Source organism: Halorubrum sp. B53 (genome assembly GCF_059752395.1).
Window position 1 is genome coordinate 91,806 of sequence record NZ_MWTH01000015.1, and the last position, 15,018, is coordinate 106,823.

Consider the following 15,018-nt stretch of genomic DNA (forward strand, 5'->3'; position numbering starts at 1 on the left):
TCCTCGTAGCTCCGTGTCAGCGGTCCTCGTAGCGCCAGTCGCGCAGCGCCTGGCGGACGAAGTCGCCCTCGACCTCGCGGAAGTGGCTGTCCGAGCCCTCGTGGTCGCCGAACGACCAGTCGCGGGCGACGACGACGGGCGTCCCGCCCGCGCCCTCGCCGGCGACGAGGTTTGCCGCCGACGCGAGCTCGTCGATCACGTTCTGGACGGTGACGCCCATCTCCCGGCCGTCGCGGTCGCGCTCGCCGCGCCAGTCGCGGCTCGCCGGCAGGCCGGCCCAGCCGATCGCGACCCCGCGTTGGCCGTGTCGGAACGGGCGCCCGCAGGTGTCGCTGACGACCACGCGGTCGGCCGCGACGCCCTCGCGGATCCGCTCCGCGCTCTCGGTGGGGCGCTCCGGGAGCAGCAGCAGGTCGCCGTCGGGGACGTTCGACCGGTCGATACCGGCGTTGACGCCGATGTGGCCGAAGCGCGTCGCCGTCAGGAGGAACGGGGCCTCCATGATCAGCTCCGTCGACTCCTCGATGACGGCCTGGGCGAAGCGCGGGTCCTTCTCCTCGCCCGAGATCTCCGCGAGCCGACCGGCGACTTCGTTCGCCCGCGGCCCGGCCGGGAACTCGTCGAGGTCGAACGTCCGCCCCTCGGCCTTGGAGACGACGGTGCTGGCGACGACGACGACGTCGTCCTCGCGGAGGTCGACCCGCTCGCCGATCATGGCCGCGAGGTCGTCTCCCTCCCGGATCTCCGGGAGGTCCGGGACGGCGAACAGCTCCATACGATCCACTGGGGTGCGACGAGGAAAAACCCCGCCGGTACCGGGCCGGTTTGACGGTATCGGGCCCCGTCGAAACGCCCAGCGGCTGCCAGAATCAGCGCGCCGAATTACGGACGACGCGTGCGGGTGAGCCACCTCATGTCAAACAAATAATTATTTCTCCGTTCCGCGCGAACGTGCAGTCGATGAGCCAAACTGCCTCTCTCCGGTCCCGGCTCGGACTCTCGGAACGGTCGATAGCGGGCTTCGGTCTCGCCGTGTCGGGAGTCATCGGATTCATGGGGATCATCACGGCGGAGGTCCTCTATCCGAGCTATTCGGCCCGACAGGATATCAGCGATCTGGGGTCGACACGCCCGCCCGACCCGGTGATACACGAACCCTCGGCGACGATCTTCAATTCCACGATGCTCCTGACGGGAGCGGTAGTAGTCCTCTCGGCGTACCTGCTGTACCGGGTACTGGACCGTCGCGGGTTCCCATTCGCGCTGGCCGTCTTCGGATTCGGCGCGTTCGGCGTCGGGGTCTTCCCCGGTAACGTGACCCCGTGGCACGGACTGTTCGCGCTCCTCACGTTTTTTGCGGGAGGGATCACGGTCCTCCTCTCCGCCCGGGTAGTCCCCCGACCGTTCTCGTTCCTCTGCGGGATGCTCGGCGGAGTCTCTTTCCTCGTTCTCGTCAGCGTCTTCGTTTTCGGATTGGTCGTCGGTGGCCCCCATCCGCTCGAATTCCTCGGGAGCGGCGGAATCGAGCGGTGGGTCGTCTATCCGCTCATTCTCTGGTTGCTCGCGTTTGGTGGCTACCTCTCGGCCAAACCGGAGGACACGACGGGGGATGTGCCGGAGTAGCCGGCCCGCGCTGATACCTCACCGGACCTCGAACCGGGTGTTCGCGAGACGTCGCGACCGACACGCCCGCCGCATGCGGCACGGCCGTCGACACCGATCACGTCCTGAGGAGTCCGACGGGGGCCGCCGCACGACATCGATACCGTCCGCCCGGTGCCGGTGTCGTTCAGGCTCGGTTCCCGTGTCGTAAACGCGGTCGCTCGTCTGCATACTCGCGTGGTGGAGTCCCGCTACCGAAGCAATTTTCGCCGAGTGTTCGCCGCGACCAGACCGCCGCCGGCGATGACCGCGACCGCCGCTGACAGCGGGTTGAAGAACCCGACGACCAACGCCAAGAGCGCGATCCCGTTGTAGGAGAACGCGAGGAGGTTGTTCTGTTTCACGCGGCGACGAGCCGCAGCCGCGAGGTCGAAGGCCGTCTCGACGGAGCGGATGTCGTTGTCGACGATCGCGACGTCGGCGGCGTCGGCGGCCAACGCCGTGCCGCCGCCCAACGAAATGCCGAGGTCGGCGGCCGCGAGCGCCGGGGCGTCGTTGGTGCCGTCGCCGACCATCGCGACTTGGCCGTCCGATTTGAGCCGTCGGATCGTCGCTGTCTTCCCTTCCGGCGGGACCGTCGCGAAGACGTGCGTCACGTCCTCGTGCCGCGTGAAGAAATCCGTCGCTTCTTCGTCGTCGCCGGTCAGGACGACGATGTCCGTGTCCCGCGCACCGAGTCGAGATATCGTGTCGTCCCAGCCGTCTCGAGGCTCATCGCCCACGACGATCAGTCCCTCTGCCGTCCCGTCGCGACCGACGACGACCGGAAGCTGACCGAACCCCCGAGCGTCGGCGACGCGGGACCGAATGTCGTCGTCCACGGTCCATCCCCGTTCCGCGAAGAGCCCGAGGTTTCCGACGAGATACGTCGTTCCGTCGATCACCCCCTCGATACCGGACCGGTGGTTCGTGAACTCGCTTATCCGGCCGGCGTCGAGGCTTCCCTGGACCGCGCTCTCGTCGGCGAAGGCCGTGGTGATGGCGTTTGCAGCGGGGTGTGACGCCCGCTGCTCGAGCGCTGCGACGGCGTCGAGTAGCTCCGCGGGGGCGTTCGCCTCGATCACCTCCATCTCGCCGGTCGTGAGGGTCCCCGTCTTGTCGAAGACGACGATGTCGACATCTCGAAGCCGTTCGAAGACCGTCTCGTCGAAGATAATGATCCCGTGACGGAGCGCGCTCGCGAGGCTCTTGGCAACCGAGAGCGGCGTCGCGAGTCCGAGGGCCCACGGCGACCCGGCGAGGAGGACCAGCAGTGCGAGGAGGACCGCGTCTGAGACGGTCACACCGAACGCGAGCGCGCCAGCGCCGCCGATCGCAACGGCGGCTCCGACGACGAGGAGCACCGCGCGCGACGCGAGTCGGTCAGCGTGGCGTTGCACGCCGTGAGTCGCGCTCTGGAGGTCCCAGACGGCGGTCGTTATCCGATCGATGCTGCTCGTCAGGTCCGGGCCGACGCGGATCAGGGCGGCTCCGTCCGTGACGATCGATCCCCCGATGACCTCGTCTCCGGCGCGTTTCGGCACCGGTAGCGACTCACCGGTGACGATCGATTCGTCGACGGTGCAGCCGTCGTCGACCAGTTCGCCGTCTACGGGGACTCGTTCGCCCTGTCGAACGAGGACGGTATCGTCCGCATCGAGGTCCTCGACGCGAACTTCCCGCGTTCCCCCGTCGGCGTCGTGCGTCCGTGCGCGCTCGACTTGCGATATCGTGAGCTCGGTCAGGCGGTCGAGCGCGCGTTGCTTGATCGACGACTCGTAGAACGCCGCCGCGGTGACCGCGGCCGTGACGACGATCGCGAGGTCGTAGAAGATGTCGTTCCGACCGAGGATGACGGCGACCGTGCTGTACGCGTACGCGCTGGTCGCGGTGATCGCGACTAGCAGGTCCGTGTTCGGGCGCCGCATCTTGAGACTGATGTACGCGCCACGCAGCACGGGGAGACCGGTAAAGACCAGAATGAGCCCGGTCATCACGAAATACAGCCGGAGGAAGACGAACGCTCCCTGACTATCGAGCCGGAACGCGCCTTGGAAGACGGCGAGCGCTTGCCAGTCGAATATCGACGCGAGGTGCGCCGGGTAGAGGATCGCGACGTACGGGACCAGCAGAAACGCACCGAAGAGGAACCCGACGGAGTATCGCATCCCCAGGAGCTGATCGTCGCGGCGCTTCCGAATGCCGCCCATCTCCCGCGATCGGCGCGTCGTTCCGCCGGTATCGCTCGTGTCTGTCGAGGCGTCTTCGCGGAGGTACGCCGTGTATCCGAGGGTACTCAGCGCGTCACGCAGCGACGCCTTCGACACGGTGTCGGGGTCGTGTTCGATTCGGATGGTCTCCGTGACGTAACTCGCCTCGGCATCGGTCACGCCCTCCCGGTCCTCGGCGAGCGATTCGAGATACGCCTCGCACGTCGCGGAGTGCATCCCGTCAATCCGGAAGAACGTTCGAAAACCGCTCCGATCGGGAGCATCAGCGTCGCCGCTCCGCGCACTCTCGGTCTCAGTCGAGGTTCGGGCGGCCTCGGAGCCGTCGGAAGCGCCGAGCGTCGCGTACACGTCTCGGCATCCGCTCGAACAGAACGACCGTCCGCCGACGGTCTCGAACGCGGAAGACCGGACCTCTCGACCACATAGGTGGCAGTTATCGGTCATATTCTCGTGGCGGCGCGTCCGCTTCGCGTCCGATATCACACCGGCCCGAACGGAGACGGTGGTGCAGCCTCAGTTCGTTTCCCGACGCGACCTGATGATGGAGTGTCAATCGCTTACGGCTCGGTACGGAGGTCGCGTTTATGGTGTTGTTGCTCTCTCGCACCGAGTCGCTCTCCGTGACGGACGCCGTATCGATCGATGAGAGTCGGCCCTGTCGAAGTCCCTGTCAGCTGGTCGAACACTCGTGCTGGACAGAGGGCGCGGGTTCGGCACGCAGCAATTGCTCAGGGGATGTTCGTTTCGGCCGAAAAGCCGCCGTATGGCCAGCCCGGGACCCCGGCGGCGACTGAGCGCGGTCGTCGTCGAACGACCTCCCTCGTATCCGTGTCAGAGCGGGAATCTGTCTCTGAGCGACTGGAACGCGAGTCGGCCGAGCAACCGACTGGGGCCGCGCTTCGGCAGGTCGCGGACGACGGCCGTCGTGCTCGGCGGCTCTGCCTCACCGATACCGAGTTCCCACTCCGTTTCCGACTCGAACCGGTCGACTGCGGCCTCGACGCGGTCTCGCACCGCATCGGCATCCATCGTCTTCACGTCGCCGGTCTCCATGAGCACGTCGCCGTCCACGATCACGGTCTCCACGTCAGCCGGCGCCGCGTTATTCGCCACCTGCGCCGGAACGTTAGTCAGCGGCGTGAATTTCGGCTTGTCGACGTCCAGCAGAATGACGTCGGCGCGCTTACCGGGTTCGAGACTCCCGATCTCGTCGCCGACCCCGAGCGCCTCCGCCCCGTCGATGGTGAGCATGCGTACGAGTTCCATCGAGTCGTACTGGCCGGCCGAGCGCTTGAGGTTCGCCGCGAGCCGGGCCTGCCGCGCCTCGCCGAACAGGCTGTAGGAGTCGTGCCAGTAGTGGTCGTCGATGCCCAGGCCGACGTCGACGCCCGCGTCGCGCAGCTCCGGCACCGGGGTCCACTGCACGTCGCCGTCCGTGTTCCAGTAACAGAAGATCGACGGGCAGTGCGCCACCGACGCGTTCGCCTCGGCGGTGCGCCGGATGTCCTCGTCGTCGGCGAGCCGGAAGTGCGCGGCCACCAGCCGGTCGTCGAGGAGCCCGACCTCATCGAGGAGCCCGAGCGAGTCCGCGGCGCCGTTCGACCGCGCCATCGCGTTGCTCGCCTCCAGTTCGAGCAGGTGGGTGTGGACGAGCAGATCTGGGTGTTCGGCGGCGAGGTCGGCGGTCCGTTCCCACAGTTCACGGGTACACGACCAGTCGTCGTGGGGGTCGATCGTCGCCCGGATCCGGCCGTTGTACGCGCCGTGGTACTCGTCGATGAACTCGCGGCCCCGGTCGAACTGCTCTCCGACGGGGACGTCCCAGAAGAGGTCGGAGAGCGCCATCCCGAAGAACCCGCGCAGGCCCGCTTCGCCGAACGTCTCCGCGCCCGCGCTCGGACGGACGTCCATCGAGTTGACGGTCGTGACCCCGCCGGTGAGGAAGTTCAGCGCAGCGAGTTCGTACCCCGCCTCGGTGACGTAGCCGTACTCGCCCTCGGCGATGTGTCCGAAAATGGCGGTCATCCCGCTCATCATCTCCGCGAGGTCGAGGTCGCTGAACGCGCCGAGCAGCGGCGTCAGTTCGAGGTGGGTGTGCGCGTTGACGAGCCCCGGCATCACGAGCGTGCCCTCGCCGTCGACGACGCGGTCGGCCGCGATGTCTGCGTCACCGTCCCGGGACGAGCGCACGTCGGTGATTCGGCCGTCCTCGATGAGCACCGTTCCTCGCTCGTAGAGCCGATTTCGCTCGTCCACCGTGAGAACGACCGCGTCATGAATTACAGTGTCAGCCGTCATTTTCGCCCACCTGTCAGAGCCGTGGCTAGTCGCTATTATTACTGCCCGTGTTCGCTCGCCCGCGAGCGCGGGACCCCCGCGAGTTCGCTCTTCGTGAGCGTCGGCGTCGCGACGCCTACGATCGCGTCCGTCGGAGCCTCGACGCACTAACACCCCTTCAACGGCGGCGGGCGTCGACTACCCGCGGCGCGTAGCGTCACGCTCGTTTCGTCAGTTCAGTTATAAACGAACACTCAGGACCGCAGGGCGGGTTCCGACCGCTCCGCACGTCTTATAACTGACTCAGCCGATTTCGTACGTGTGGACCTCCACGTCCGGTACGAGGGCGACGACGACCCCGAGAAGTGCACGGCCCGGAAGCTCGCGCGGTTCGACCTCGCGGAGCTGCACCGCTCCGACCGCGCCACGCCCTACGGAGTCGTGCTCAACCCCCACGCCGAGCGGGCGCTCTCGCCCGCGGACGCCGACCTCGCCCGCGACAACGCGCTCGTCGCGCTGGACTGCTCGTGGGAATCGGCCGGCGAAAAGACCTTCTCGCTACCCGGCGAGCACCGAGCGCTCCCGTACCTCGTCGCCGGCAACCCCGTGAACTTCGGCCGGCCGATGCAGCTCACGACGGTGGAGGCGTTCGCCGCCGCCCTCCACATCCTCGGCGAGCCCGACCACGCGGAACGGATCATGGCGAAGTTCACGTGGGGCGAGACGTTCCTCGACCTCAACGAGGAGCCGCTCCGGCGGTACGCCGACTGCGAGGACTCGGCCGAGGTCGTCGCGATTCAACAGGAGTACCTCGACCGGGAGTAGCCGGCGGAGCCCGCCGGGCCCGCCGAGCGCCCCACGCCCGACGGCGCCGATACCGGCACCGAACGTGGTCGCGACAAGCCTTTTGCGTGAATCGCCCCTATTCGGTAGCGATGGTATCCACTGGCGACACCGCACCCGACATCTCCGCGAAGATCGGCACGAGCGACCACGAACCGTTCGAGCTCGACGACCACCTCGGCGACGGGCCGGTGGTGCTGGCGTTCTTCCCCGGGGCGTTCACCCCGCCGTGCACGAACGAGATGGTCGCGTTCCAGGAGCACGCCGACGCCTTCGACGCGGCCGGCGCGACCGTCTTCGGGATCAGCGCGGACTCCCCGTTCTCCCAGGGGGCGTTCCGCGAGGAACACGGGATCGAGTTCGACCTCGTGAGCGACATGGGCGGCGACGCGATCCGGGCGTACGACCTCGAGATGGACATCGCCGAGCTCGGCCTCTACGGCATCGCCAACCGCGCCGTCTTCGTCCTCGACGCGGAGGGCGAGGTCGTCTACGACTGGGTCGCCGACGACCCGACCAACGAGCCCGACTACGAGGCCGTCCTCGACGCGGCCGAGAGCGCGTAGAGCGTCCCCGGTCGACGAGTAGCGGTTTCGGTCGCTTCTTCGGCCGTTCTTTCATAAACAGATGGTGGCGGTTCGGCGGCAAAACACCGGTAACGCCCCGGCCCTCGCTTATAAATAACCGACTCGGGATCGACGACGAACAACTTCAAAGCCCCAGTCGCGAGGCGGGCGCACGCTCGCTGCGGTCCTCGCTCACTCGCTCCGCTCGTTCTCTGCGGTCCTTGGGTCGTCATCAGAACGCGAAGCGTTCTGATTGGCTCACGAGAGCTTTGCTCTCGTGAACGCCTGCGCCCGCCTCGCGACTGCCCCTTTGAGTCCCGCCCCGCACAGCACCGCACCTCGTCCCTCCCCAGCCTCGTCGCTCACTTCGTCGCCGGCGCTTCGCGCCGGCTGCTCGTGGCGCTACGCGCCACGCCGTTCGCGACTCCCTCGCGCGCGCTCCTCGGCCGCAAGGCGGCCTCGGAGGCGCGCGCCAACCGGTAAAACACACCCACCGACACCACCAATCTGAACCGAATCAAAAAAGCCGACTCAGTCCCCGAGCACGCCGCCGATCGCGCCCGCGAGCGCCGAGTCGACCGCGAACAGGAACGTCACGAACAGCCCGACGACCAGCACGCCGGCGCCACCGAGCAGGCTCCCGATCGGGCCGCCCGCGAGCCCGACGAGCCCGCCGAACGCGGCCAGCAGCAGCGTGACGACGACGCCGCTCACGGAGCCGGCCAGGAGTCCGTGCCACGTCCCGGAGAGGAGGCCGCCGCCGGCGACGTAGCCGGCGACGAAGCCGCCGATCAGCCCGGCGCCGACGTGGCCGACCACCGGCGCGAACGTCGCGAGCAGTCCGGCGATCAGCATCACCGCGAACCCGTAGCCGACGGCGCGCCAGTCTGTCATGCGTCGCGATAGCGGGTGAGGGGGTAAGTAATCGCCGGGACGGCGCTGGTGTCGGGGTTTAAGCCGCTCACCCCGCAACAGCCACGGCGTGCCCTCCGATTCGCCCCGCTCGGTCGAGGAGGCGGTCTCGGCAGTCGACGCGGATGCCGACACCGCGGGCGACTCGACCGAGCCCTCGAAATCACCGGACGCCGTCGAGTGGGGTCCGGTCCGCTTCGATCGACTGCGTTCAGCGGCGTTCGGCGGAATCATCGTCGCGGGCGGACTCCTCCTCGCGGCACTCGCGGTCCTCGCGATCGGGGTGGGTGCCTCGCTGGTCGAGGGCGACTGGCCCCCGCCGTCGATGTGGGCGGTGGGCGTCATCCTCCTCGTCGGCGGGCCGGTGTCGCTGCTCTACTGGATCATCGCGTACGACCGGACCTCCCCGGAACGACGCCGAGAGCTCCGGTCGCAGTTCGGCGACTACTCGTTCGATCCCGCTCGGTTCCGTCTCGGCTGGACCCTCGCCGGAGCGGGAGCCGTCCTCGCCGTCGTCGTCGCGGCGACCGGGGGCGGTCCGCTCCCGGGCGCTCCGTCGCTGTTCCAGGGGGTCGTGCCGCTGCTCCTCGCGCTGCTCGCGTTCGCGCCGGCGCTCGCGGGCTCGCGGGGAACCGACGTGCGACTCGATCCGGCCGCGCTGAGCGTGGAGCGAACGTACCGGAGCCACGGTCGAACGCGCACCGACGAGCTCGGGGCCGCGGTCCGGACGCGCCGGATCGACCTCCCGTGGACGACCGTCTTCCTGGTCGCCTACCGCGGCAACGCGTGGTATCGTTCGACCCCGTGGCTGGTCGTCCCGACCGAACTGGCGGACGACGTCGAGCGGGGGCTCGCCGAGGCGCTCGCGCGGAGCGACGGGCCCGACCGCGCCAGCGTCGCGGAACGCGTTATCCTCGCGGCGCTGGGGTCCGCCTCGCTCGTCGCGGGCTTCGCGATGGCCGTCGCGGCGGGCGAGACCGCGGCCGGCGTGCTGTTGGCGCTCCTGACGGCGCCGTTCAGCCTCCTCTTCGTGGCGCTCGCGGCGCGGTTGTGATCCCTCCCGAGGCGCCGGTGGGGCCCCTCGTCGACACCGGATATGTCACCCCCCACCACGCGACTCATATAGCCGGGCCTCCTAACGTCGCACATGGACAGAAAGCGTCTTGAGAGCGCGCTGGCGGAGGCGTTCGACGGGACCGCGGCCGAACGGCGGGCCGTTTCCCGGGCGGCCTGCGACCTCGCCGACTCCGGTCGACCCTCCGAGGACCGGGGACACGCGCTCACCGTCTCGGGCGTGGTCGACCACCTCGACGACGCGCCCGACGGCTCCTCGCTCGTCGAGCGCTGGAACTGGTGGCTCGGCGCGCTCGACGCCGCCTACGGCGGGTACGACTACTTCACCGTGCGGTTCGTCGAGGGCGACGAGGAGGCGGGGCTTCGACGGTAGCTCGGCGAGAGCCCGGCGGGGAACTCCGCGGGGGGGTCGCGAGCCGAAACCCGAACGCGAACGCGGGATCGCCGGGTTCCGCCGTCGAGCCCTTCACTTTCACTTTCACTCCGGGCATGGCTCGCTTATAGGGGCGTTCCGCTCGACATCCGAAGTATGAGCGCGAGTACCCAGACCCGACCGCGGTACGCGACGCCGACGCGGAAAGACGTCACCGACTGTCGAACGGATCGGATCGCCGACCTCGTCCGGACGAACCGCGTGCGCGGGAGCGAGGTGGCGCTGGAACGGCGCGGCGGGCGGACGTACCTCGTGACGCGGCCGGCGGAATAAGAGCGGTCGTCGACCGAGCGGGGCGAGTCAGTCGTCGGCCGTGAGCGGGCTCCGGACGCTGCCGCCGTCGGAGAGCAGGCTGTCGAGGCCCACCCCGAGCGATTCGTCGGTCCGCGCGACCGACTCCGCGCGCGGCGTGTCGGTCATCAGCGCCCGGATCGCGTCGACGTTCTCGGGGACCACGTCGGCCTCCTGGTGGACGTTCTGGAACAGGTACAGGTCCCGCCCCTCGACGCTTATCGACTCCGCCCAGACGCAGTTCTCCCAGAGGTCGCCGCGCGGACGCCCGATATCGGCGGCGTAGTCCTTCAGCGCTCCGGCGCCGTCGATCCCGGCGCGTTCGGGGATCATGAACACGCGGCTCTCGTCGGCGAGGAGGTCCCTGACCGCGGCCGCGCTCGGCTCCTCCTCGAGAGTGACGTTCACGCTGTGGGTGTGCATCGCCGTGACGGGGGCCTTCAGCGCGGCCGTGTCGACGTCGACGTCCGGGAGGATCGTGTTCACGTCGGGACCGTGGTGGGAGGGGACGGTCTTCGGATCCGGCACGACGTCGTTGATGGGCCCCCGGTCGGTCTCGCTCGGGTCGCCGCCGCGGCGGACGAGCGTCACGCGCGCCTTCTCGATGCCGTACGTCTCGTCGAGGGGGGCGAGGATCCGGGAGAGCCCGGTGGAGTTACAGGAGACGACGCGGAGCGAGTCGGCGTCGCGGGCGGCCCCGTAGCTCCCCCGCGCGTTGAACGAGGCGTCGGCGACGGCGGCGTCCTCGCCGCCCTGGTAGATCGCCGGCACGTCGTGGGCCGCGTACGTCGCTCGGTTGCGCTCGCCGATTCCGGAGGGACAGCAGTCGACGACGACGTCGACGGCGCCGAGCAGGTCGGTGAGCGTTCCCGCCACGCCGAGCCCCGCGGCCTCGAACTCGTCGGCGCGGTCGGCGATCGCCGCGTAGAGGTCGTACCCGCGTCGGATCGCGGCCTCGGCGCCGTAGTTGGGGCTCGCCTTCGCCACGCCGACGACCTCCATGTCGGGCTGGGCCGCGACCGCGTCCGCGACCCGCTTCCCGATCGTGCCGTACCCGTTGACGCCCACGCGTATCATACCGAACCCTCGCTCACACACCGGCATAATCTTTTCGAGTAAATTAATAAGAAATTAACTACGGCGTGAGTAATCGGTCGGTAAATTCGACCGACGTGAGAGTGTAACAGAGTTTCGAAAAGGAGTAAAAATAAACAAATGAGAAGGACTAACGCCCGCGAACACCGAGTACCGATCATGACGTCCGACCTCTCCGAGGCGGCCGCGACCGCCGTGAACCAGTGTCTGAACGTCGCGCCCGACGAGTCGGTCGTCGTCGTGACCGACGACGAGCGCGAACCGATCGGCGAGGCTCTGTACGAGGCCGCGACCGCCGTCACCGACGAGACGACGTTCCTCCGGTACCCGCCGGCCGAACAGCACGGCACCGAGCCGCCCGCGCCCGTGGCGGCCGCGATGGTCGAGAGCGACGTCTTCCTCGCGCCGACGACGAAGAGTCTCAGTCACACCCGCGCCCGCGGAGCCGCCTGCGACGCCGGCGCCCGCGGCGCAACGCTGCCGGGGATCACGCCAGACGTGTTCGCCACGGGGCTCGACGCGGACTACGCCGCCATCGAGGCCGCGTGCGACGACGTGCTCGCGCAGGTCGCCGGCGCCGACGAGGTCCGCGTCACCTCGCCCGAGGGCACCGACATCACCTTCGGGATCGGCGACCGCGAGTGGCTCTCGGACACCGGGATGGTCCGCGATCCCGGCGACTTCTCGAACCTGCCGGCCGGCGAGGTGTTCGTCGCGCCGGAGACCGCGACGGGCACCTTCGTCGTCGACGGGACGATGATGCCCCACGGCCTGCTCGACGAGGACCAAGAGCTCACCTTCGAGGTCGAGGACGGACTGGTCACGGGCATCGACGACGACGCGGTCCGCGCCGACGTCGAGGCGGCCGCGGAGTCGGTCGGTGACGCCGCGTACAACCTGGCCGAACTCGGCATCGGGACCAACGTCGGCGTCGACGAGCTGGTCGGCTCGGTCCTCCTCGACGAGAAGGCCGGCGGCACCGTGCACATCGCGATCGGCGACAACGCCGGGATCGGTGGGGAGACGGACGCCCCGATCCACCTCGACGGGATCCTCCGGAACCCGACCGTCTACGCCGACGGCGCCGAGATCGAACTGCCGACCGCGTAGGGGGAGCCGGGTCAGAGACGGTCGCTCATTTATAAACGAACGTTGCGGTCGGCGCGTGCCTCCGAGCGCCCAGCGGGCGCGAGGAGCACGCGCGAGGGACGCGGCGACCGAAGGGAGCCGCGAGGCTGGGGAGGCGTGAGGCCGCGGTGCCGTGCGGGGCGGGACTCAAAGGGGCAGCCGTGAGGCGGTCACAGGCGACGTAAGCACTGGAAGGAGCGAGTGAAACGAGCGACTGAAGCGCGTGGTTCGAAACGGCTTCGCCGTTTCGTCATCACGAGACGCCTTTGGCGTCTCGAACGACAGCGAGCGTGTGACCGCCTCACGGCTGGGGCTTTGCAGGCATACACCATCGATCCGCCACCAGCAGTTATTTATAAACGAACGGTCGGATCGTTTTAGGTACTCACCGCGGCAGCAACCGTTTATAATCGATCGACACCCTATTCAACGACCGCGAGCGCGACGCCCGCCACGTCCCGCACGCCGACCACCTGGTGTCGCCAGCCGTCGCCGGCGTCGACGCACAGCGTGCCGGCCGCGGTGACGGCGACGGAGATTCCGGGACCGTAGCCGAGCGCGACCGGGTCCTCGTCCACGGGGAGCTCGGTCTCGCCCCACGTCTCGGCGTCCCACGCGACGGCCTCCGTCCCTGACGCGTCGCCGGCGTGGACCAGAAGATCGCCGTCGAGGACCGCCATCGCGTGGCCGTCGCCGTCGGCCGCGACCGCCTCCGCCGCCCCCTCCCGCGCCGTCATCCAGCCGTTGCCGAGCCAGTAGAGCCCGGACCCGGTCGCCGCGAGGGGCATCCCCGCGCCGGCGACGTCACGGGCGTCGTCGAGGCCGACCGCGGTGAGCGCGCGCGCCGCACTCGCGTCGGTCGCGGCGGCCGCGCCGTCGCCCTCGGTGACCCGATACACCCCGTCCGCGGCCGCGACGAGGGGGCCGTCGATCGCGCGCGGCTCCGACACGGACCCGACCCGGGTGACCGCCGCCGCGGTCGGCGCGCCGTCGCCCCCCTCGACCGCGACGCGGTCGATCTCGCCCTCCTCACCGGCGACGAGGAACGCGCCGTCGTGGACGCTCGCGGCGACAGCGGCGACCGCGGCGCCTGTGTCGGCATCGATCGGCTCGAACTCGGGGTCGTCGCCGACGAGGGCGACGCGCAGGCCGTCCGCGGTCGCGATCCCGACGAGGTCCGACTCGTCGTCCCGGGGGAGGACCGCGACGTCGCGGGCCGGCTCGCGGGCGACCATGTCGAACGCGCCGACCTTGTCGGCCGACAGCGCCACTCGGACGACCCCGTTCCCGGTGGCGACGTACGCGTCGGTGCGGCCCGCCGTCCCGGCGTACACGCGCTTCTCCTCGATCGAGATGTCGTCCTCCGCGGGTGCCATCGGCCGGGGATTCGGGCGGGGGTCTCATAAGCCCCGCGCGCCGGGGGCGCGGGAGCCGGGCGGCCGGCGGTCCGCGTGGCGCGGGCGCGGTCGCCCCGAGGCTTGACGACCGCCCGCCCGTTTCGACGCGCATTAGGTCGGCGACCGCGTACCGCCGGCCGTGCAACCGGTCGCCGCCGAGGTCGTCGCCCTGCTCGCCGAGGTCGCCCCGCGGCTCGCGCGGATCGCGGCGTTCATCGCGGTCGGCGTCTTCGCCGCCAACGTCGCGGTCGCGTTCGGGCTGATCCGGTACGTCGCGGGGCTGGCCGGGTGGCTCACCCGCCCCGCGAACCTCCCCGACGAGGTCGGCACCGCGATCCTCACGACGGCGGCGTCGACGACCGCGGGGTACGCCACGCTCGCCGAGTACCGCGAGTCGGGCCTGCTCGACGACCGGGCGACGCTCGTCGCCGTGACCATCAACACGTTCTTCGGCTTCGTCCAGCACGTGTTCACCTACTACATCCCGGTGTTGATCCCGATTCTGGGCGTCGAGACCGGGACCGTTTACGTCTCCGCGCGCGCCGGCATCGCCCTCACTATCACCGTCACGGGCGTCCTCGCCGGGGGCGTCCTCCTCTCCGAGCGCAACGTCGACCGCGCCGCGCTCGCCGATGTCGACGCGACCGGCCCCGAGGCCGACGACCGCACGAGCCGAGAGCGCGTCCGGGCGGCCGCCGAGAAGTCGTGGTCGACTCTCCGACGCATCGTCCCCCGACTCGCGGTCGTCTACACCCTCGTGATCTGGCTCGTCACCTCCTACGATGTCGAGGCGCTGACGAGCGTCGCCGAGCCGATCACCGGGGTTCTCGGGCTGCCGGGGGCCGCGGTCCCCGTGATCGCCGTGTACACCCTCGACACGACGGCCGGGGCCGTCACGCTCGCCGGCACCGACGCCGGCGTGTTCACCACCCGGACCGCGGTCGCGAGCCTGCTCATCGGCGGCATCCTCTCGTTTGCCGTCTCCACCTTCCGGCGCTCGATCCCCTTCCAGTACGGGATCTGGGGCGCCGAGTTCGGGACGAAGGTGATCGCCGTCAACACCGCCCTGAAGCTCGTCTTCATCTCGGCGACGGTCGCGCTGCTGCTCGCGCCGGTGTGGTGATGCGAGC

The 15,018-nt window shown here is 69.4% G+C and carries 14 protein-coding genes; 8 read left to right on the plus strand and 6 right to left on the minus strand.

The window, feature by feature from the left end:
- Window positions 1-16 precede the first annotated feature (16 nt).
- Entirely contained in the window at window positions 17-775 is a 759-nt protein-coding gene (locus B4V06_RS12910; protein WP_123112388.1) for a coenzyme F420-0:L-glutamate ligase, read from the minus strand.
- A gap of 185 nt (window positions 776-960) precedes the next feature.
- Between B4V06_RS12910 and B4V06_RS12915 the strand changes: the two genes are divergently transcribed.
- Window positions 961-1,623: a DUF998 domain-containing protein gene (locus tag B4V06_RS12915; protein ID WP_498170130.1), complete on the plus strand. Its 663-nt coding sequence runs from the start codon at window positions 961-963 to the stop codon at window positions 1,621-1,623.
- Window positions 1,624-1,853: 230 nt separating this feature from the next.
- Here B4V06_RS12915 and B4V06_RS12920 read toward each other — a convergent pair whose 3' ends face one another.
- Both B4V06_RS12920 and B4V06_RS12925 read right to left on the minus strand, forming a co-directional pair.
- A complete protein-coding gene (locus B4V06_RS12920; protein ID WP_498170132.1) occupies window positions 1,854-4,316 on the minus strand; it encodes a heavy metal translocating P-type ATPase in 2,463 nt (820 codons plus the stop codon).
- A gap of 387 nt (window positions 4,317-4,703) precedes the next feature.
- Window positions 4,704-6,170, minus strand: coding sequence for an amidohydrolase family protein (locus B4V06_RS12925; RefSeq protein ID WP_498170134.1), 1,467 nt, complete (start codon window positions 6,168-6,170; stop codon window positions 4,704-4,706).
- A 300-nt stretch (window positions 6,171-6,470) separates the two neighbouring features.
- Here B4V06_RS12925 and B4V06_RS12930 point away from each other — a divergent pair, with 300 nt between their 5' ends.
- Entirely contained in the window at window positions 6,471-6,974 is a 504-nt protein-coding gene (locus B4V06_RS12930) for a DUF367 family protein (protein ID WP_123112392.1), read from the plus strand.
- A gap of 110 nt (window positions 6,975-7,084) precedes the next feature.
- A complete protein-coding gene (locus B4V06_RS12935; RefSeq protein WP_123112393.1) occupies window positions 7,085-7,558 on the plus strand; it encodes a redoxin domain-containing protein in 474 nt (157 codons plus the stop codon).
- A gap of 531 nt (window positions 7,559-8,089) precedes the next feature.
- Here the strand turns inward: B4V06_RS12935 and B4V06_RS12940 are convergent.
- Window positions 8,090-8,452, minus strand: a complete 363-nt coding sequence (locus tag B4V06_RS12940; protein ID WP_123112394.1) for a DUF5518 domain-containing protein — start codon at window positions 8,450-8,452, stop codon at window positions 8,090-8,092.
- 88 nt (window positions 8,453-8,540) lie between these two features.
- Between B4V06_RS12940 and B4V06_RS12945 the strand changes: the two genes are divergently transcribed.
- The 3 genes from B4V06_RS12945 to B4V06_RS12955 all read left to right on the plus strand — a co-directional run bounded on the left by B4V06_RS12945 (window position 8,541) and on the right by B4V06_RS12955 (window position 10,250).
- Entirely contained in the window at window positions 8,541-9,524 is a 984-nt protein-coding gene (locus B4V06_RS12945) for a hypothetical protein (RefSeq protein WP_498170136.1), read from the plus strand.
- 93 nt (window positions 9,525-9,617) lie between these two features.
- Entirely contained in the window at window positions 9,618-9,917 is a 300-nt protein-coding gene (locus B4V06_RS12950) for a WNWW family protein (RefSeq protein WP_123112396.1), read from the plus strand.
- A 156-nt stretch (window positions 9,918-10,073) separates the two neighbouring features.
- The gene (locus tag B4V06_RS12955) at window positions 10,074-10,250 is read left to right on the plus strand and encodes a hypothetical protein (protein WP_176329416.1); all 177 of its coding nucleotides are present in this window, start codon (window positions 10,074-10,076) and stop codon (window positions 10,248-10,250) included.
- A gap of 27 nt (window positions 10,251-10,277) precedes the next feature.
- Here B4V06_RS12955 and B4V06_RS12960 read toward each other — a convergent pair whose 3' ends face one another.
- Window positions 10,278-11,345, minus strand: a complete 1,068-nt coding sequence (locus tag B4V06_RS12960; RefSeq protein WP_498170137.1) for a type II glyceraldehyde-3-phosphate dehydrogenase — start codon at window positions 11,343-11,345, stop codon at window positions 10,278-10,280.
- Window positions 11,346-11,522: 177 nt separating this feature from the next.
- Between B4V06_RS12960 and B4V06_RS12965 the strand changes: the two genes are divergently transcribed.
- Window positions 11,523-12,473 carry an aminopeptidase gene (locus B4V06_RS12965; protein ID WP_498170139.1) on the plus strand — a complete coding sequence of 317 codons (951 nt, stop codon included), beginning with the start codon at window positions 11,523-11,525 and terminating at the stop codon, window positions 12,471-12,473.
- Between the two features lie 440 nt (window positions 12,474-12,913).
- Here B4V06_RS12965 and B4V06_RS12970 read toward each other — a convergent pair whose 3' ends face one another.
- Window positions 12,914-13,867, minus strand: coding sequence for an HVO_0234 family beta-propeller protein (locus B4V06_RS12970; protein ID WP_123112399.1), 954 nt, complete (start codon window positions 13,865-13,867; stop codon window positions 12,914-12,916).
- Window positions 13,868-14,027: 160 nt separating this feature from the next.
- Between B4V06_RS12970 and B4V06_RS12975 the strand changes: the two genes are divergently transcribed.
- On the plus strand, window positions 14,028-15,011 hold the full coding sequence (locus B4V06_RS12975) for a nucleoside recognition protein (protein ID WP_498170141.1): 984 nt from the start codon (window positions 14,028-14,030) through the stop codon (window positions 15,009-15,011).
- Window positions 15,012-15,018: the final 7 nt, after the last annotated feature.